The organism is Paraburkholderia unamae, assembly GCF_003268775.1.
Classification (GTDB): domain Bacteria; phylum Pseudomonadota; class Gammaproteobacteria; order Burkholderiales; family Burkholderiaceae; genus Paraburkholderia; species Paraburkholderia unamae.
In genome coordinates, this window is record NZ_QLSU01000002.1 from 219,760 (window position 1) to 237,113 (window position 17,354).

Below are 17,354 nucleotides of genomic sequence, written 5' to 3' on the forward strand. Positions count from 1 at the left end.
CCTCTTCTGTCGTGAAGCCTCGATCCACCTAGCGTAATCGCGACGCCGGGGCGCGATCCAATGATTAATGCTCAACAGCGATATAAGGCGGTTTAATATCAGGATATGGACCTGACCTTGCTCCGCGCTTTCGTCACGGTCGCTCGCGAGGGCAACCTCACGCGTGCGGCCACGCATCTGCATCTCACGCAACCCGCCGTGAGCCTCCAGATCAAGCATTTGCAGGAGGCATTGGGCGTCGCCCTCTTCACGCGCACGTCGCACGGCCTCGCGCTCACGCGCGACGGTCAGGCGCTCCTGCCGCACGCCGAGCGCGCGCTCGCCGCCGCCGGCGACGTGCAGCGCGCCGCCGCCGCGCTGCGGCACGAGGTGCGCGGGCGGCTGCGCATCGGCACGATTCTCGATCCGGCGTTCCTGCGCCTTGGCGGCTTTCTGCGCCAGCTCGTCGAGACCTGGCCGCAGATCGAAACGGCGCTGCGCCACGGCATGTCGGGCTGGGTGCTCGACCAGGTGCGCTCGCGCGAGCTCGACGTGGGGTATTACATCGGCCAGCCCGAACCCGACCCCGACGCCTTCCACGCCATCACGCTCACCCGCTTCCAGTACCGCGTGCTCGCGCCCGCGGGCTGGAAGGAGCGCGTGAAGGACGCGCGCGACTGGCGGGCGCTCGCCGCGCTGCCGTGGATCTGGACGCCACCCGCCTCCGCGCACAACCGCCTGCTCACCACGCTGTTCGAGGCCGCGAACGCGAAGCCCGTGAAAGTGGCGGAAGTGGACCAGGAACCGTCGATGCTCGATCTCGTGAAGTCGGGCGTGGGCCTCACACTCGCGCGCGATTCGACCGCGCTTGCCGAGGCGCATGCGCACGGGCTCACGATCATCGAAGGCGTAAGCGTGCCGACCGAGCTCACCTTCATCACGCTCGCCGCGCGCCGCGACGAACCCACCATCGCGGCGGCGCTCAAGTCCATCGAAACGCAGTGGGCGATATGAGCCGCGCTCATGAAGACGCGGCCATGGAGCGCACCGTGCGCCCGCGCGTTCGTCTTGCGCGTGTAACGCCGCTGTCACGCAAGTTTTGCTAGATTCGGAATTCGCGCCGCGTTTTTGGCACGCTCACCGGCGTGCCCATGATGCACGGCGCGCTTCCTTCCCGACTCTCCCATCGTTCCCTTGTTCGACAGGAGCCTTGCATGGCCCGCAACATCGAAATCAAAGCCCGCGCCCGTCAGTTCGACGCCCTGCGCGAGCGCGCCTCCCAGCTCGCCTCCGAAGCGCCGCTGATCTTTCGCCAGCAGGACTTCTTCTACGACGTGCCGCGCGGCCGCCTGAAGCTGCGCCAGTTCGACGACGGCACGCCGCCCGAGCTGATCTTCTATCAGCGCGACGACCGCGACGGTCCGAAGGCCTCGTATTACACGCGCAGCCCGGTGACCAACGCCGAGGCGATGCATTCGCTGCTCGCCACGGCGCTCACCACGCGCGGCATCGTCTCGAAAGAGCGCCACGTGTATCTGGCGGGCCGCACGCGCATCCACCTCGACCGGGTGGACGGCCTGGGCGATTTCGTCGAACTGGAAGTGGTGCTCGGCCCCGAGGACGACGAGCAAGGCGGTGAAGCCGAAGCGCACGCGGTATTCGCGAAGCTCGGCGTGGACGAAAACGATCTCGTGGCCGTGGCTTACGTGGATCTGCTCAATACGGCCAGCGCGGCCTGATAGGCACAACCAGCCACAACCAGCCGCAGCCATCAGCAACCCCGGCGCGCGGGCCCTTGCGGCCCGCCATCGCCTTGTCGTTACGCCGCCGGTGCGCCCGGCTCCAGATGCCCGAGCGGCAGCGGCCCGTTGCGCTTGAACGTGGTGAGCACGATGTTCGAGCGCACGCTGTCCACGCCGGGCACGCGCATGAGCTTCTTCATGACGAACGTCGAGAGTGCGTTCAGATCGGGCGCGACGATGCGCAGCAGATAGTCGGCGTCTCCCACCACGGCATGGCATTCGAGCACTTCGGGCAGCACGTCGATCTGTTGCTGGAACTGCTCGATGATCGAGTCCCCGTGATGCTTGAGCTTGAGGCTCGTGAACGCCGTCACGCCGAGCCCGAGCTTTTCGGGCCGCAGCACCACGCGATAGCCGTCGATCACCCCCGACGCTTCCAGCCGCTGCAACCGCCTGCCGATCTGCGAGGGCGAGAGCGGCACCTGCTCGCCAAGCTGCTGATGCGTGGCGCGGCCAAAGCGCTGTAGCACGTCGAGAAGCGCCAGATCGAAGTGATCGAGTTCGAGCATGAATAAAATCCGCGTCAATTGACTACTTTGCGCTCGATTATCGCATATCCACAGCTTATCCCATTAGATACGCGCACCTCCCGCACGCCACCCGCTCTACACTTGCATCACAGCAAGTTTTTTTAGTGGAGCGTTACGAACATGGCCGCCGCCACCGCGAAACTGCAAGAGCAGTTCGACGCGGGTCTCACCACCCGACCCGATTTCACGATCGACCAGCCGCTCGAACGCTACGGCGCGGCCGATCACGCCGTGTGGGATCTTCTTTACCGGCGTCAGCGCGCCCTGCTCGAAGGCCGTGCCTGCGACGCCTTTATCGAAGGCGCGTTGCGCATCGGCCTGAACGTCGCGCACGTGCCCTCGTTCGAGCAGGTGAGCGAGCGCCTGATGGCGGCGACGGGTTGGCGCATCGTGGCCGTGCCCGGCCTCGTGCCCGACCGCATTTTCTTCGAACACCTGGCTAACCGGCGCTTTCCGGTGACGTGGTGGATGCGCCGCCCCGATCAACTCGACTACCTCCAGGAACCCGACTGCTTTCACGATCTGTTCGGGCATGTCCCGCTCCTCACCGACCCCACTTTCGCCGACGCGATTCACGCCTACGGGCGCGCCGCGCTCGCCGTCGAGGAACGCGCCTTGCCGCTGCTCGCACGGCTCTACTGGTACACGGTGGAATTCGGCCTGATGCGCAGCGCGAGCGCGCCCAACGGCGTGAAGATCTATGGCGCGGGCATCGTGTCGAGCAAGGGCGAAACACTCCATAGCGTGGAAAGCGCGGCGCCCAACCGCCTCGCGTTCGATCTCGAGCGCGTGCTGAACACGCGCTATCGCATCGACACGTTCCAGAAGACCTATTTCGTGATCGACTCGTTCGCGCAGCTTTTCGACGCGCTCGGCGCGGGCATCGCTTCGCGCCTCGCCGATCCGGCCGCGCGCAGCGTGACGATCGCGGCACAGCCCCACGCCGCGGGCGACGTGCTGCACAGCGACACGATCATCACGCGCGGCACCCGCGAAGGCTGGCTCGACGACGGGGACGTCTGAGCCTGGCGCGCCACGAAGCGCGGCAAGCGAGCCGCCTTGCGCCGCAGCACGCGCACGAGCGTTGACGTGCGCGCTCGCACGCCTCCGGCATACGTGAAAAAATGACTGATTGGCCAACGGCGCACGCCGGGCCGCAAGCTCAACACAGGTGCAACGATGATCAACCGACTCACATCCGAAGAACGCGCGTCGCAACTGGCCGACCTGCGCGGCTGGCAGTCTGTCGCCGGGCGCGACGCGATCCAGCGCCACTTCCGTTTCGCGGACTTCAACGAAGCCTTTGGCTTCATGACGCGCGTGGCGATCAAGGCGCAGGAAATGGACCATCACCCCGAGTGGTTCAACGTGTACAACCGTGTCGAAATCACACTCTCCACACACGAAGCCGACGGCCTCACTTCGCGCGACGTCGAACTCGCGCGTTTCATCGATTCGATCGCAGCGGGCCCGCTGAGCGCTTAAGCGGTACTAATCAGATCAACGCAAATCAGCGCAGATCAACGCGACAGATGAATGCGAGGGGCAGCTAACACTACGCGATGCGCACAACGTGCGCGCATCGCGTCATGAAAGCATAATGCAGGGTGTCAGGCGCTCAAACCTTCAGCTTTGAAGGCTATTCTTGATGGATACGTAAGACTCCCAGGCAGCACGGGCAATCGGGTCTAAACGTTCCGGCGATATGGTGTTCTGACGCTGTACAATCAGCAGCGCATACGGCTTGGAGAGCGCACTCGCCTCCTGGCACAACGCGAGTTCGTCGCCGCTCGAAGGCGAGCGGTTGCGCCAGAAGTTGATCGCGGCTTCGAGTTCGGTGATCGAAATATCGGACATGTGGATCGTGATCGTGCAACTGTCGCACGCGGCGCCACTCAGTCGCTGTGCCTCGATGAGTCCGGCGAGCGACGCTTCGCGAACTGCGTGCCTGAACGCTAAACCCATTGTACTTGAGCGAATCCCATGCGACTCCTTCTGATCGAAGACGACCGCCCCATCGCACGCGGCATCCAGTCCAGCCTCGAACAAGCCGGCTTCACGGTCGACATGGTCCACGACGGCATCTTCGCCGAACAGGCCCTCACGCAAAATCGACATGAGCTCGTGATTCTCGATCTGGGCCTGCCCGGCATCGACGGCATGACGCTGCTCTCGCGCTTTCGTCAAAGCAACCGGCACACGCCCGTCATCGTGCTCACCGCGCGCGACGAGCTGAACGACCGCGTCCAGGGCCTGAATTCGGGCGCCGACGACTACATGCTCAAGCCGTTCGAGCCGGCCGAACTCGAAGCGCGCATTCGCGCCGTGATGCGCCGCAGCGGCCCGCACGGCGACGTGCCGCGCCCCGAAGTGTCGCTTGGCGGCGTGCGCCTGTCGGGCGTCGATCGCCGCATCTTCAACGACGACAAGCCGCTCGAACTCTCGCCGCGCGAATTCGCCGTGCTCGAAATGCTGCTGCTGCGCCATGGCCGCGTGGTGAGCAAGGCGCAACTGCAAGACCACCTCACGCACTTCGGCGGCGACCTCGGCGACACCGCGATCGAAGTCTACGTGCACCGCGTGCGCAAGAAGCTCGAAAACTGCCGTGTCGAGATCGTCACGGTGCGCGGCTTCGGCTATCTGCTCCAGGAAATCCGCCAGGCGGCCTGATCCGCCACGGTTTCCTGAGCCGGAGCCAGACCAGGCGGCGGAGTGCTCCGCCGCCTTCATACGTCTTACGATGCTTGCGCCGCCGCGCCCGCGGCCCGCGTACAATGGATCGATCCCGTGCGGCGCACGCCGCCGCACCCACGATTCATCATTCGCACCGAAGCCACCATGTCCTCACCTGCCGCAACGAGTCTGCGGCGCACGCTGCTGCGGCGCCTCGCCGCCCCGCTTTCGCTGCTCGCGCTCATGAGCGGCCTGATCGCCTATTGGCTGGCCTGGCAATACACGCAGCACGTGGTCGACCGCTCGCTTGCCGACCTCGCCACGGCCATTTCGCGGCAAATCCAGATCGCCGGCGCCGACGCGCCCAAAACCGTTCCCCCGCTCGCGCAGGCGATGTTCTCCGACCCCGTGGAACATCTCATCTATCGCATCAGCAACGGCGAAACGGAAATCGCGGGCGATCATGACCTGCCGCTCCAGGGCACCAACGTGCGCCGCATGCACTATGCGTACGTGTTCGAAACGATGTACCGGGGCGTGAGCGTACGCGTCGCGCAGGTTCGCGTGCCACAGCCGCACGGCAATCCCATCGTCGTCGAAGTCGGTCAGCCCGTGCACCATCGCTTTCGCATCGCAGCCGAGTTTCTCGTCGCAATCATGATGCCGCTGCTGCTCCTGCTGCTGGCCGGCTGGGTCATCGTGTGGCGCGTGGTGAATCAGCAGCTCAACCCCCTCACGCAGCTCGCCGATTCGCTCAATCGCCAGACGCACACCTCGCTCGAACCCGTCGACGAGACCTATGTGCCCGTCGAAATCCGTCCGCTCACCGGCGCGCTCAACGCGCTGCTCGGCCGCCTGAAAACCGCGCTCGACGCACAGCGCAAGTTCATCGCCGACGCCGCGCACCAGTTGCGCACGCCGCTCACTGCGGTGAAGCTGCACGCCGAGCAAGCCGTGAATGCGCGCGAGCCGCAAAAGGTCAACGACGCCGTGCGCGAGCTGCGCGCGGCGGCCGACCGCGCGGTGCGATTGTCGAACCAGTTGCTGTCGCTCGCGCGCGCGGAGCCGGGTGAACAGGCCGCGCGTTTCGTCGATATCGACATGGCGGCGCTCGCCTTCGAGACCGGCGCCGAGTGGGTGCCGCGCGCGCTCGCGAGCCACGTGGACCTCGGCTTCCAGCGCCTCGACGACCCCGAGAACGACTCGCCGTTGATGGTGCGTGGCAACCCCGTGCTGCTGCACGAGGTCATTGCGAATCTGCTCGACAATGCGCTCAAGTATTTGCCGCCCGCGCGCATGGACGGCGGTCGCATCACCGTGACCGTTTCGCAGTCTGTCGCCGACGGCATGCCGATGGCCGAGATCATCGTGGAGGACAACGGCGGGGGCGTGCCGGCATCGCAGCAGGCGGATCTCTTCAAGCGCTTTTTCCGCGGCGACGGCCAGAGCGAAAGCGGCGTGGACAGCGGCGCGGGCCTGGGTCTCGCGATCGTGCACGACATCATGACGCTGCATCGTGGCAGCGTGCATTACGAAGATGCGCCCGAAGGCGGCGCGCGCTTCATCGTGCGCGTGCCGCTCGTGAAACCCCGCGCGCCTGGCGCCAGGGATGCGAGGGACGCGAAGGACATCAAGGAAGCGCCGGTTGCCGAAGCCGCCCAACTTCACGCCGTCGCACCCAGTGAGCCGCAAGGCAGCAAGAACCCCACGCACCAGGCAAGCGTCGATCTGTAACGCCACGCAGCGACACAAACGACAAGGGCCGCTCATGCGGCCCTTGTGTCTTGTGCAACGCGCCGCGCGGCGGCGTGCTCACTCGCTCACTTCTTCTTTTTGCCCTTGCCTTTCGAGCCCTTCGCGGGCTTGTCGTCGTCGGGCGGCGCGAGCATCGTGCCGCGGCACTTGCGCGCGCCACAACGGCACTCGTATTCGCGCTTGAGCTTCTTCGTCTGCTTCGCGTCGATCACGAGGCCATAGTCGTAGAAAAGCTCCTCGCCTTCGGGAATGTCGCGCAGCGCGTGAATGTACACGTGCCCGTCGATTTCCTCGGCTTCGCAGTTCGGCGCGCACGAATGATTGATCCAGCGCGCGCTGTTGCCGTTCACCTTGCCGTCGATCACGCCGCCTTCGTCGAGCGCGAAGTAGAACGTGTGATTCGGTTCGTCAGGATTATGCGGATGACGGCGCAGCGCTTCCTTCCAGGAAATGCGCTCGCCCTTGTATTCGACCAGCCGATCTCCGGCCGCGATGGAGACCGCCGCAAACACGCCCTTGCCGTGCACGCCCGACTGGCGCACGACGATCCTGCGTACACTCATTGAATGAATCCTTGTGAAGTACTGGGGGAGACTGCCCCGGTCATGGCAAGCGGCTTTCTCATGAAGCCGTGTGTGGCGGCTCGCCTGGTGAAGCGGCACGCATCGCTTCTCGCTTCGCTTCTCGCCCCCACGCAAACGCGGCGCCGATTCGGCGCCGCGCTCGTGTGACGCCCGGCGCGCCACAGACGGCATCGTACACGTTCGCGCCTCTTTCGTTCAACCCGTATGCCGCGCGCAACCTGCCTGACGCAATACGCGCCTCAGCGCTGGCCAAGCGTCGTCTCGCCGAACAGCTTCTTGAACTCGCGCGGTTGCGAGCGCCAGTATTGCGGCGGTGCGCTCACGCTCGCGCCCAGTTGCGCAGCGGCGTGCCACGGCCAGCGCGGATCGTAGAGCATCGCGCGCGCCATGGCGATCATGTCGGCTTCGCCGTCTTCGAGAATCTGGTTGGCCTGCAACGCGTCGGTGATGAGCCCCACCGCGATGGTCGTCATGCCCGTTTCCGCTTTCACCTTGCGCGCGAACGGCACTTGATAGCCCGGCTCCACCGGAATCTTCTGCAACGGCGACACGCCGCCCGACGACACGTCGATCCAGTCCGCGCCGCGCGCCTTGAGCGCCTGCGCGAACACCACGGTGTCCTCGGGCGTCCAGCCGCCATCGACCCAGTCCGTCGCGGAAACGCGCACGCCTATCGGACGATCGGCGGGAAACTCCGCGCGCACCGCGTCGAACACTTCAAGCGGAAAGCGCATGCGGTTCTCGCGCGAGCCGCCGTATTCGTCGCTGCGCTGGTTCGCAATCGGCGAAAGGAACTGATGCAGCAGATAACCGTGCGCCGCGTGAACTTCGAGCGCGTCGATGCCGAGGCGCGCGGCGCGGCGCGCCGTAGCCACGAACGCATCGCGCACGCGATTGAGGCCCGCGACGTCGAGCGCGAGCGGCGGCGTTTCATCGGCCTTGTGCGGGAGCGCGGAAGGCGCATGCGGAAGCCATCCCCCCTCGGCGACGGGAATCAGCTGGCCGCCCTCCCAGGGCACGTGGCTCGACGCCTTGCGCCCCGCGTGCGCGATCTGCATCGCGATGCGAATCGGCGAATGGCGGCGTATCGCGGCGATCACGGGTTCGAGCGCGGCTTCGGTCACGTCGTCCCACAGGCCGAGGTCGCCTGGCGTGATGCGGCCGTCGGGCTCCACGGCAGTCGCTTCGATGCAGAGCATCGCGGCGCCCGAGAGCGCGAGGTGACCGAGATGGATCATGTGCCAGTCGTTGGCTTCGCCTCGTTCGGCGGAGTACTGACACATCGGTGAGACAACGATGCGATTGGCGAGCGTCACGCCACGCAGTTCGAGCGGAGTGAAGAGCTTGCTCATGGGAGGTCCACGGACGGTTGGCGGAAGCGTCCGAGAATAGCACGCGGATTTTTCACGCGCTCGACAGGGGATTCGGCTGGTGTTTCGGTGGGGTCCGCCTGTGGACCGCCTCAGCGCGACTCAGGGCTGCTTTGCGGACTGGCGTGCCATGTGCGCGTCGGCGGCGTCGAGCCATTCGCCAAACATGCGGCTCGCCTGCGCTTCGAGCAGCGGCCCGTGGCGCGCCGTGTCGCCGCGCAGCGCGTTGACATCGACGCCCGCCGTGGCGATTTCCGAGGCATGGCCGATCAACCAGGGCTCGAAGCGGTCGGCGCGCACTTCGGGATGGCATTGCAGGCCAAGCACGTGATCGCCCCAGGCAAACGCCTGGTTTTCGCACAGCGGCGTGGAAGCGAGACGGGTCGCGCCTTGCGGCAGATCGAACGTGTCGCCATGCCAGTGCAGCATGGAGGTCGCCGCACCGTCGAGATGTTGCAACGGCGAGGCGCGGCCGGCGTCGGTGAGCGTGAGCGGCGTCCAGCCGATTTCGGGCCGGGGCCCTGCGTAGACGCGCGCGCCGAGCACGCGCGCGATGAGCTGCGCGCCAAGGCAAATGCCAAGCGTGGGCAGTCCGGCCGCGATGCGCTTCTCGATCATCGCGGCGAGCGGTACGAGCGTGGGATAGCGTGCGTCGTCGCACGCATTGATCGGGCCGCCCAGGATCACCATGAGCGAGGCCGACAAGGGATTGAGCGCGCCGATACGCGCGAAGCCGACGTCCACGTAGCGCACGGGACGTCCACGATCGCCGAGCACGCGCTCGAAACTGCCGAGGTCCTCGAAATAGACATGGCGGACGGCCAATACTTCGCGATTCATCGGCAAATTCCCGGGTCGGCGGTCGGCAACTAGTACGTCGTCCTGCCCATTGTCCAGCGCGTCGCCGCGTTGGCCTGGCTCAAGACGAACGTTTGCGCCAACGGTCGTGGCAAAAAACTTGTGACAACTATGCGAATTTCGACGCCGGCGCGGCGCAAATCGATTGCGCGCGCAAGCGGCGTCGGGAAGCGCTGCATGACCGCGCGTTGCACGCATGACGCGTGCACGCGCGCGCCGCCCGCACGGGGCGGCAGCGCAGCTTCGGGCTTAAACCGCGAAGATCTTCCAGTTCTTCTTCTGGGTCGTCGCGTCGGCCTGTTCGTACACCGAGCAATCGAGACGCAGATCCGTGTCGGCCATATCGATGCCGAGCAGCTGGCAATGATGCGGCGTCTTCTTCGGGTTCTTGCTCGGCTCGAAATGCGAGCAGGTCAGGCACATGCGGTGTTGCGGGCTGGTTTCCTGCGCTTCGAGCAGATAAACCGTCTTGAGCAACGTGCGATAGAGCGTGGACTGCTCTTCGGCCTTGAGCGTGCCGACCGCCTTCGAGAGGAAGTCCGGCCACTGCGACGCCTTCTTCGCCGCCGTGCGGCCGCGCGAGGTGAGACGCACCGCGAGTGCGCGGCCGTCGTCGAGCGCGCGACGCTTTTCGACGAGCCCCTTGGTTTCGAGCGTGCTCACCGCATCGCTGGTGGTCGCGGCCGTGAGGGCCGTTTCACGTGCGATCTCGCCGAGGCGCATCGGCCCCTTGCGCTGCATCAGCAGCACGAGAATTTCGCCCTGGGTAGGCGTGAGTCCTGCCCCTTCGGCCCAGTCCCACGCCTGGCTCCGCATTGCCGTGCTCAGTCGCAGCAGGCTATGGGTCACCCGCCCGGCTGCCTGCTCTCCGTATACGCCTTCGCTCATAGTCTTTCGCTGGTTATTGGCAGCTTGCGCTGCATCGTCAGCCGCCGTTCTGGCCGACGGCCTGTGGGAACGCTGGCGCCCGGTTTTCCCGGACGCCGCACCATCTCAAAAAATTCCTGCTTCGCGTACGCCATGGTACGCGTTGCACGGTCATGCTTCTTGCCGCGGGCGGCGAAAACATCCTTCAAGTCCCGACGCCCGAGCAGCAAACCGCCATTCTATGCGAGAGTAGCCAATCGCACAGCTAACTTATCCAACGTGAATTGTGGATAACCCGTTGATAAGCGCGCTACGATCATGTGCACAGGTTCTTGACAACGCGCAATCTTCACCCGGGATGTTTGCAGGTTATCGCGGATTTCTGTCGCAAACGCAACTGAAATCTGCCCGATTGTCGCGCGTCTTTCATTACGCAGTCCATTGAGTTTGCAGGGAATTCGAAGGTTACCCACAGGCGTGTGGCCTTTTCCGCCGTGAATATGGCGTATGTCGCGATCCAGGTCAAAATATAAGGATCCCCTGGTACCTCGAAACAAGCAAAAAAATATTTCTGCGCGCCTCGAAAAAAGTGCGCTCCGGGCCCCGCAAGGCCCGGTTTCAGCGCTTTTTTGGCGGCTGGAAGCAAGAAGGGCGGCCCGAGAGCCGCCCTTCTTTACCTGCCTGCACCACTCAGGGCCCTTGCGGCGCACCTTGCAAATTCGGTCAGTGGTCCTTTACGAGTGCCCCGCGCTTATGCGCGCCAGCGCAGGCACTGCTGCCGCACCGCCTCGTGCAGCGACTTCTCCTCGGCCACCACGCTGCGCAGCCAGGTGGCGTCGTTGGTCTGCGCGCGGGCGATCGTGCCGATTTCCGTGAGCGCGCGCGTCGAGCCGAGCGCCTCGCCGTGCGGCGCGATCCGCTCCAGCGTGTCGAGAATGTCTTCCGAAATCGTGCGGCGCTCGCCTGTCTGCGGATTCACGCAGGTGCCGGCGAGGCCGAAGCGGCACGCCTGGAAACGGTTGAACGTGTAGACGAGATAGTCGTCCTCACGCGGCGCGATCGGGCGATCGGTGAGCAGATGGCGCGCGAGCGTCTGGATGTAGCAGGCGATCGCGGCCGCACGCTCCACCGAAAGCGGCGTGTCCATCACGCGCACCTCGATCGTGCCGAAACCGGGCTTCGGGCGGATGTCCCAGTAGAAGTCTTTCATGCTGTTGACAACGCCCGTGTGCACCATCTTCGAGAAGTACTCCTTGAACTCCTCCCAGCTCAGCACGAAGGGCGCACGGCCCGAAAGCGGAAACGCGAACACCGAATTCAGGCGCGCCGAGTGAAAGCCGGTGTCCACGCCCTGCACATAGGGCGACGACGCCGAGAGCGCGATGAAATGCGGGATGAAGCGCGAAAGCGAGTGCAGCAGAAAGAGCGCGCTGTCGGGATCGGGACAGCCGATGTGCACGTGCTGGCCGAACACCGTGAACTGCTTGGCGAGGTAGCCGTAGAGCTCGGAAAGGTACTGAAAGCGCGGGGTATCCACGATACGCCGGTCGCTCCACTGCTGGAACGCGTGCGTGCCGCCCCCGCACAGGCCGACGTTGAGGCGATCGGCCGCGGCGACGAGCACGTCGCGAATCTTGCGCAGATCGGCCACGGCCTGCTCGTGCGTCGTGCAGATACCCGTGGAAAGCTCGATCATGCTTTCGGTGATTTCGGGCGTGATGTTGCCCGGAATCTCCTGATCTTTGACGAGGCGCATGAGGTCGCTCCCCGCCTTGGTCAGATCGTAGTCATGCGTGTTAACGATCTGCATTTCGAGTTCGATGCCGAAGGTGAACGGCTTCGAATCGACAAACGCTTCCAGTGACATGGCATCCCCTTACAGGGCGGCGCGCGGCGATGCTCGCGCGCCGCGTAATTCATTGTTCGCCGCGCTCGCCGACGAGCGCCAGCGCGCGGTAGACGAGCCACGGCCCGAGGAGCTGAAGCACGACGATCGCGCAGAGCATGATCGCGCGCAGCCGCGGATCGAAGGTCGGATAAAGCTCGTAGGTGTCCTCGACAAGCAGCAGCGCCAGCGCCGACATTGGCGCGAGCGCAACGCCGAGCGCGACGCCCTGCTTCCAGTCGAGACCGCTCGGCTTCGCGAAGATCAGCACACCGACGAGTTTCGCCACGAGCCGTGCGACGATCAGCCCCGCCGCGGCCACGCCGCCCACGAGAATGTCGTGCCACTCGAAGGTCGTGAGCGTGAGCACGAAAAGGATCACGGTGAGCAGCCACCCCGCCGTGCCGAAGTGCTGCGGCCACAACTGCGGCCGCGCTTCGAGATTCTTCACGATGATGCCGGCGGCCAGCAGGCTCAGGATCGTCGAAAGCTTGAGCAGATGCGCAATGGCGATCGCGAGCAGCACGAGGCCGAAGAGCGCGACGAACGAGTGCTCGTCCTGCGGGCTCAGGCGCCGGTAAAAAAGCGTGCACGCGCGCGCCAGCACGAACGCGAGAATCAGCGAGCCGATCAGCAGGTAAAGCGGCTGAAGAATGGTCGCGAACACGTTTCCATAGATTTCCTGGTGCAGCCAGCTGGAAGCAAGCTTTTCCACAATCACGGCATACATGCTGTTGAGCGCCGTGAGCGTGAGCAGACGCTGCGTGACCTGCCCTTCCGCGCGCAACTCGGTCTTGAGCTGGATCACCATGGCGGGCGACGTGGCCATGGAAATCGCGGCTACGACGAGCGCGATCATCGCCGGCACCGAAAGGAACAGCAGCACCACGAGCACGAGCACGAAGGTGAGCGACGCCTCGGCAAGACTCGAGAGGATCAGCCAGGGATTGCGGCGGATCCAGCGCAGGTCGAGCCGGCTGCCGAGTTCGAACAGCAGCAGGCCGAGCGCGACATCGAGCAGCGGCCGCGCAGAGGTGCCGACATTGGCGTCGATCACGCCAAATCCGGCCGATCCGGCAATGAGGCCGATCACCCCATAGCCCGAAATCCGCGGCAAGCGCCACGCCCGATAGCAGAGCTCGCCGCACAAACCGGCGGCGAGGAGTGCGAGCCCGGCCCAGAAGATTCCGTCGAGCGGCAACGGCCAGGCGGGGAAAAACGAAAACGCCGACTTCATCGTGGTGGCTTCTCCCATTTTTCAGAGACAGTCCGGCTGTCCGACGTTGGATCGACAAACGACTGACACGCAGGCAAGCCGCGTGCCGCGCAAGGCGAGCGGCGCCTCTAACCCCGGTTGGCGCAGCGTTCGCGCTCGCGCCGCGCTGGCGCGGTTCGATGTGGCCGGCCGGCGCGCCCGTGTGGCGAGCCGACGTGAACCTGCGCTAGCTGCTGCGACTGCGGGAAACCATTGCGCCGGCACATCGCGGTGCGGCGAACAGCCGGTACGGGCGCGTTCCGTTTGGTATGGCGGCGCCCGCGTTGGATGAACGAACGTTGCCGTCTTCCCTGAGCACTCAGATTCGGGATGAGGGGCAACCGTTCCTTGGACGCGTCGGCCATCTGATGTGGCATGTGACGCGGAAAGAACGGCGATTGTGCCATAGCTTTTTTGCAATTGTCCGCGCGGGTTCGAAAGCCGTCACGAAGACGGTAATTGCGTCCTCATTGTGCGCTTTTCGCGATGCGAGCGGAAAAAATGACCGCTTCGGCCGGAGCGCTTGCCCTTGGGTTTTCAAGCTTTAGCCTGGTGATGCTGGCCGACGGCGGTAGCGTTAGCTTTGGGTTTACGGTTTACCGTATGTATACGTAGTAGAAGTTAACAAAGGGGACCTTTTTCTGTGGATAACTCCGGTTAACCGAAAAAGATCAGGCAGTTGGCGTCCGCACAACCGCATGCAAAGCATGTGCGGACCGCAGGCGCTTCGAAGAGTAACTTTTGGGCCTGGTTCGCGCCCCACTGAGTTACCCCGTTTACGTCCACACCGCGTCCACACTCGATTCGCTGTGAATTCTCGCGGTTATCCACAGATTCGCGGGGATAACCGGTTGCCGGCTTCTGTCTGACCTGATTCCCGCCCCACGCTCAAACATTGCGCTGGCGCAAAGCCCGTTGGAGGAAGCGAGCCGGATCGAGTTGATCGGCGAGTTCGCGCTCCATCGGCCACGGCTCGCCTTCGAGCTGCGACGCGATCAGCTCGGCACCGAGCCCGGCCCACACGAGCCCGCGCGAGCCGAACGCATAGGCGCCGTAAAGCCCCGGCGCGCGCGGCAGGTCCTGCGGCCACGCCCCGGCGAGGCGCTGGGCGTCGCGGCGGGCGGCTTCCTCGTCGGCGAGCGGGCCGAGCATGGGCATACGGTCGCTCGTCACGCAGCGAAACGCCACCCGGCCGGCGAAGTTGCCGGGTGAACCGCTTGTGCCGCTTGCCCCGGCGAGTTCCGGCAGCATGTGCGCCACGCGTTCGAGATTCTCGATGTGGCCTGCGGCGCGCAGTTCGCCGCCCGCGTCGTCGACTTCGTAGGTGGCGCCAGCGAGCGTCACTCCGCCGTCGAGCGGCACCGCGTAGCCTTCACCGATCACCGGTACGCGCAGGTTCGCGAGCGGACTGGGATCGACGAGCGTGAGCTGGCCGCGCACGATGCGCGTGGGCGCATGGGCGAGCGCGGCGGCGCGCGAAGCGTCCTGGGCATTCGCGAAGATCACGACGCCCGCCTGCGCCACGAGCTGCCCGGCTTCGTCGAATACCTGCCAATCGGAGTCATCGGCGTCATCGGCTTGGTTGCCCTGACCTGCGCGCGCGATGTGACCGATACGCACACCGAAACGTGTTTCGACCTGCGCGCCGGGCAGCGCCGCGGCGAACGCGCATTGCGCGCGGCACAACGAAGCCGGGTCGATCGCGCCGCCGTGCGGATAGAACCAGCCGCCTTGCGCGAGGGCGACGCCGGCAAGCGCCTGAGCCTCCTCGCGAGTGACAGCAGTCACCAATTCGTTGGGATAGCCGAATGATTCGAGCGCGGCGGCGACGGCGCGCGATTCGTCGTCGGTGGCGAGATGGAGCAGGCCCGCGTGCGAGCGGGTGGGCGCATGGCCCGCGGCTTCGAGCGCTGCCCAGCGTCGCAGCGCATAAAGGAAGCCCGCGCGCGTGATGCGCGAGGCGCTGCTGTCGTCACGCGAAATCAGCGGATGAAACACGCCGGCCGGATTGCCCGAGGCCTCGAGCGCGGGCGCGGCGTTGCGCTCGATGAGCGTCACGCGCCAGCCGCGCGCCGCGAGCCGCTCGACGAGCGCACAGCCCGCGAGCCCGGCTCCCACGACGATCGCATGCCGCTCGCGCAGCGCGAGCGGCAGCGGCGGCTCGTAGCGGCGCACGCGCCAGCGCGGCGCGAAGCGTCCGACCAGCATCGCCCACTTGCCGCCGAAGCCCTCCACCTTCTGATATTCGAAGCCGCTTTGCTGCAATGCGCGCTTCACGTCGCCCGAACTGCTCCACGTCGCGAAGGTGGCGCCCTCGCCCGCAATGCGCGCGAGCGCCTTGAAGATGGCGGGCGACCAGAGATCCGGGTTCTTCGCGGGCGCGAAGCCGTCGAGGTAGATCGCGTCGGCGCGCATCCACATTTTGGGAAATACCTCGAGCGCGTCGCCGAAAACGAGCGTGAGCGTCACTCGTCCGCCTTCGAATTCGAGCCGGTGCGTGCCCGGCACGAGCATGGGCCACGCGTCGATGAGTTCGCGCGCGAGCGGCGCTTCGGGTGTGTGCGCAACGACCGCGTCGAGCACGGTACGCAGATCGCTGGGCGCGAACGGGTGTTTTTCGACCGAGACGAAATGCAGGCGCTCGCAGCGCGCCGGGTCGTCGCGCCACGCGAGCCACGTGGCGAGAAAGTTCGCGCCCATGCCGAAGCCGGTCTCGACCACGGTGAAGATCCGCCGGTCTTGCCAGCGCTGCGGCAGGCCGTTGCCGTGCAGGAAAACGGCTTGCGCCTGGGCGAGTGCGCCGGACGTGCTGTGATAAACGTCGCCATACATGGGCGAATACGGTGTGCCGTCTTCCCGGAAAGCGAGCGTGGCGGGTGTCAGGGTGGCGGTCATGAGGAACGCGAAGCCAGAGGTGAGGTTAAAGCGAGGAAGGAACGAAGCTGCAAGTCGCTGGAAAGCGGCTGAAAAAAGCACGCGGCGCGGCCAGGCGAGATCGCCGCAAACGCTTGCCTGACCGGCGTTTGCGCTTATGCTGCGTTGGCGCGGCGCAACGCGCGGCTGTCGGAAATCGTCCTGGCCGGGGGGATTTGCAGGGGCGAACACCCCAAAAACATCTGCATGCCCAAAAAAACCCGCAAAACCGGCGCGAAATCTTCGAAACCCTTGTCGTTATTGGGTTTGCGCTGCGCTATCATAGCAAGCGCCGCCCAGGGAAGCGGCAGCACGGCCGTTGTGGCGAAGCACATATGCTTGCCGCCGCAACGCGAAATCGCCGGGGTGCTCCGGGTCCGTTGCTGCTCGACGGCGCGGCACGCGTCCGTATAATCGGCGCGTTCGCGCTGTTCGTGTCAACCTAAACACAGAAAGGAACTTCTCAATGAATAAACAGGAACTGATCGACGCCGTCGCAGCACAGACGGGCGCTAGCAAGGCACAAACCGGCGAGACGCTGGACACGCTCCTCGAAGTGGTCAAGAAGGCTGTGTCGAAGGGTGACGCAGTGCAACTGATCGGCTTCGGCAGCTTCGGTTCGGGCAAGCGCGCAGCCCGTACGGGCCGTAACCCGAAGACCGGCGAAACCATCAAGATTCCCGCAGCCAAGACCGTCAAGTTCACGGCTGGCAAGGCGTTCAAGGACGCCGTCAACAAGCGCTAAGGTATTACCGCTTTAAGTTGACACCCGCCCCTGGCGGGTTTTTTTTCGCCTGCACGGTTCAAACATCCGTGCCGCACACAAGCAAACGGCGCCGCATTGTGCGGCGCCGTTGTTCGTTGAGTGCGTCGTTCCGGCTAT

At 65.1% G+C, this 17,354-nt stretch carries 17 protein-coding genes; 7 read left to right on the forward strand and 10 right to left on the reverse strand.

Features of this window, described 5'->3' with window-relative positions; genetic code table 11:
- Positions 1–105: 105 nt before the first annotated feature.
- Positions 106–993 carry a LysR family transcriptional regulator gene (locus tag C7401_RS03550; RefSeq protein ID WP_112169976.1) on the forward strand — a complete coding sequence of 296 codons (888 nt, stop codon included), beginning with the start codon at positions 106–108 and terminating at the stop codon, positions 991–993.
- A gap of 200 nt (positions 994–1,193) precedes the next feature.
- Positions 1,194–1,718: a class IV adenylate cyclase gene (locus tag C7401_RS03555; RefSeq protein ID WP_112169977.1), complete on the forward strand. Its 525-nt coding sequence runs from the start codon at positions 1,194–1,196 to the stop codon at positions 1,716–1,718.
- 80 nt (positions 1,719–1,798) lie between these two features.
- Here C7401_RS03555 and C7401_RS03560 read toward each other — a convergent pair whose 3' ends face one another.
- The gene (locus C7401_RS03560; RefSeq protein WP_028203286.1) at positions 1,799–2,290 is read right to left on the reverse strand and encodes an Lrp/AsnC family transcriptional regulator; all 492 of its coding nucleotides are present in this window, start codon (positions 2,288–2,290) and stop codon (positions 1,799–1,801) included.
- Between the two features lie 141 nt (positions 2,291–2,431).
- Here C7401_RS03560 and phhA point away from each other — a divergent pair, with 141 nt between their 5' ends.
- Together phhA and C7401_RS03570 are read left to right on the forward strand one after the other, a co-directional pair.
- The gene (gene phhA / locus C7401_RS03565) at positions 2,432–3,334 is read left to right on the forward strand and encodes a phenylalanine 4-monooxygenase (RefSeq protein ID WP_112169978.1); all 903 of its coding nucleotides are present in this window, start codon (positions 2,432–2,434) and stop codon (positions 3,332–3,334) included.
- Between the two features lie 108 nt (positions 3,335–3,442).
- On the forward strand, positions 3,443–3,796 hold the full coding sequence (locus C7401_RS03570; protein ID WP_372460548.1) for a 4a-hydroxytetrahydrobiopterin dehydratase: 354 nt from the start codon (positions 3,443–3,445) through the stop codon (positions 3,794–3,796).
- Positions 3,797–3,937: 141 nt separating this feature from the next.
- On the opposite strand, the gene C7401_RS03575 is transcribed toward C7401_RS03570, so the two are convergent.
- A complete protein-coding gene (locus C7401_RS03575; RefSeq protein ID WP_112170280.1) occupies positions 3,938–4,168 on the reverse strand; it encodes a DUF3717 domain-containing protein in 231 nt (76 codons plus the stop codon).
- A 126-nt stretch (positions 4,169–4,294) separates the two neighbouring features.
- Here C7401_RS03575 and C7401_RS03580 point away from each other — a divergent pair, with 126 nt between their 5' ends.
- Together C7401_RS03580 and C7401_RS03585 are read left to right on the forward strand one after the other, a co-directional pair.
- Positions 4,295–4,981: a response regulator transcription factor gene (locus C7401_RS03580; protein WP_027815974.1), complete on the forward strand. Its 687-nt coding sequence runs from the start codon at positions 4,295–4,297 to the stop codon at positions 4,979–4,981.
- 168 nt (positions 4,982–5,149) lie between these two features.
- The gene (locus C7401_RS03585) at positions 5,150–6,718 is read left to right on the forward strand and encodes a sensor histidine kinase (RefSeq protein ID WP_112170281.1); all 1,569 of its coding nucleotides are present in this window, start codon (positions 5,150–5,152) and stop codon (positions 6,716–6,718) included.
- Between the two features lie 86 nt (positions 6,719–6,804).
- On the opposite strand, the gene C7401_RS03590 is transcribed toward C7401_RS03585, so the two are convergent.
- From C7401_RS03590 to C7401_RS03625, 8 genes are all read right to left on the reverse strand, one after another.
- On the reverse strand, positions 6,805–7,302 hold the full coding sequence (locus C7401_RS03590) for an SET domain-containing protein (RefSeq protein ID WP_112169980.1): 498 nt from the start codon (positions 7,300–7,302) through the stop codon (positions 6,805–6,807).
- 260 nt (positions 7,303–7,562) lie between these two features.
- Positions 7,563–8,675 carry an NADH:flavin oxidoreductase/NADH oxidase gene (locus tag C7401_RS03595; protein ID WP_112169981.1) on the reverse strand — a complete coding sequence of 371 codons (1,113 nt, stop codon included), beginning with the start codon at positions 8,673–8,675 and terminating at the stop codon, positions 7,563–7,565.
- 120 nt (positions 8,676–8,795) lie between these two features.
- Positions 8,796–9,533, reverse strand: coding sequence for a glutamine amidotransferase (locus C7401_RS03600; RefSeq protein ID WP_112169982.1), 738 nt, complete (start codon positions 9,531–9,533; stop codon positions 8,796–8,798).
- 267 nt (positions 9,534–9,800) lie between these two features.
- Positions 9,801–10,439, reverse strand: a complete 639-nt coding sequence (locus C7401_RS03605; RefSeq protein ID WP_112169983.1) for a MarR family winged helix-turn-helix transcriptional regulator — start codon at positions 10,437–10,439, stop codon at positions 9,801–9,803.
- 730 nt (positions 10,440–11,169) lie between these two features.
- A complete protein-coding gene (locus C7401_RS03610; protein ID WP_112169984.1) occupies positions 11,170–12,285 on the reverse strand; it encodes a YbdK family carboxylate-amine ligase in 1,116 nt (371 codons plus the stop codon).
- 49 nt (positions 12,286–12,334) lie between these two features.
- Complete coding sequence (locus C7401_RS03615; RefSeq protein WP_112170282.1) at positions 12,335–13,540, reverse strand: cation:proton antiporter; 1,206 nt, start codon at positions 13,538–13,540, stop codon at positions 12,335–12,337.
- Between the two features lie 906 nt (positions 13,541–14,446).
- Entirely contained in the window at positions 14,447–16,453 is a 2,007-nt protein-coding gene (mnmC, locus tag C7401_RS03620) for a bifunctional tRNA (5-methylaminomethyl-2-thiouridine)(34)-methyltransferase MnmC2/FAD-dependent 5-carboxymethylaminomethyl-2-thiouridine(34) oxidoreductase MnmC1 (RefSeq protein ID WP_112169985.1), read from the reverse strand.
- 134 nt (positions 16,454–16,587) lie between these two features.
- Positions 16,588–16,806 (reverse strand): hypothetical protein, encoded by a 219-nt coding sequence (locus C7401_RS03625; protein WP_112169986.1) that lies wholly within the window; start codon positions 16,804–16,806, stop codon positions 16,588–16,590.
- 131 nt (positions 16,807–16,937) lie between these two features.
- On the opposite strand from C7401_RS03625, the gene C7401_RS03630 reads away from it, so the two are divergent.
- Entirely contained in the window at positions 16,938–17,216 is a 279-nt protein-coding gene (locus C7401_RS03630; protein ID WP_027815965.1) for an HU family DNA-binding protein, read from the forward strand.
- The last annotated feature ends 138 nt before the right edge of the window (positions 17,217–17,354 follow it).

What these genes read in the sequence shown, in the direction of transcription:
- C7401_RS03600 (WP_112169982.1), bottom strand. Translation starts at nt 9,533, where the DNA reads ATGAATCGCGAAGTATTGGCCGTCCGCCATGTCTATTTCGAGGACCTC.
- C7401_RS03625 (WP_112169986.1), bottom strand. Translation starts at nt 16,806, where the DNA reads ATGTGCTTCGCCACAACGGCCGTGCTGCCGCTTCCCTGGGCGGCGCTT.
- C7401_RS03615 (WP_112170282.1), bottom strand. Translation starts at nt 13,540, where the DNA reads ATGAAGTCGGCGTTTTCGTTTTTCCCCGCCTGGCCGTTGCCGCTCGAC.
- phhA (WP_112169978.1), top strand. Translation starts at nt 2,432, where the DNA reads ATGGCCGCCGCCACCGCGAAACTGCAAGAGCAGTTCGACGCGGGTCTC.
- C7401_RS03575 (WP_112170280.1), bottom strand. Translation starts at nt 4,168, where the DNA reads ATGTCCGATATTTCGATCACCGAACTCGAAGCCGCGATCAACTTCTGG.
- C7401_RS03590 (WP_112169980.1), bottom strand. Translation starts at nt 7,302, where the DNA reads ATGAGTGTACGCAGGATCGTCGTGCGCCAGTCGGGCGTGCACGGCAAG.
- C7401_RS03595 (WP_112169981.1), bottom strand. Translation starts at nt 8,675, where the DNA reads ATGAGCAAGCTCTTCACTCCGCTCGAACTGCGTGGCGTGACGCTCGCC.
- C7401_RS03610 (WP_112169984.1), bottom strand. Translation starts at nt 12,285, where the DNA reads ATGTCACTGGAAGCGTTTGTCGATTCGAAGCCGTTCACCTTCGGCATC.
- C7401_RS03605 (WP_112169983.1), bottom strand. Translation starts at nt 10,439, where the DNA reads ATGAGCGAAGGCGTATACGGAGAGCAGGCAGCCGGGCGGGTGACCCAT.
- C7401_RS03560 (WP_028203286.1), bottom strand. Translation starts at nt 2,290, where the DNA reads ATGCTCGAACTCGATCACTTCGATCTGGCGCTTCTCGACGTGCTACAG.
- C7401_RS03550 (WP_112169976.1), top strand. Translation starts at nt 106, where the DNA reads ATGGACCTGACCTTGCTCCGCGCTTTCGTCACGGTCGCTCGCGAGGGC.
- C7401_RS03585 (WP_112170281.1), top strand. Translation starts at nt 5,150, where the DNA reads ATGTCCTCACCTGCCGCAACGAGTCTGCGGCGCACGCTGCTGCGGCGC.
- mnmC (WP_112169985.1), bottom strand. Translation starts at nt 16,453, where the DNA reads ATGACCGCCACCCTGACACCCGCCACGCTCGCTTTCCGGGAAGACGGC.
- C7401_RS03630 (WP_027815965.1), top strand. Translation starts at nt 16,938, where the DNA reads ATGAATAAACAGGAACTGATCGACGCCGTCGCAGCACAGACGGGCGCT.
- C7401_RS03580 (WP_027815974.1), top strand. Translation starts at nt 4,295, where the DNA reads ATGCGACTCCTTCTGATCGAAGACGACCGCCCCATCGCACGCGGCATC.
- C7401_RS03555 (WP_112169977.1), top strand. Translation starts at nt 1,194, where the DNA reads ATGGCCCGCAACATCGAAATCAAAGCCCGCGCCCGTCAGTTCGACGCC.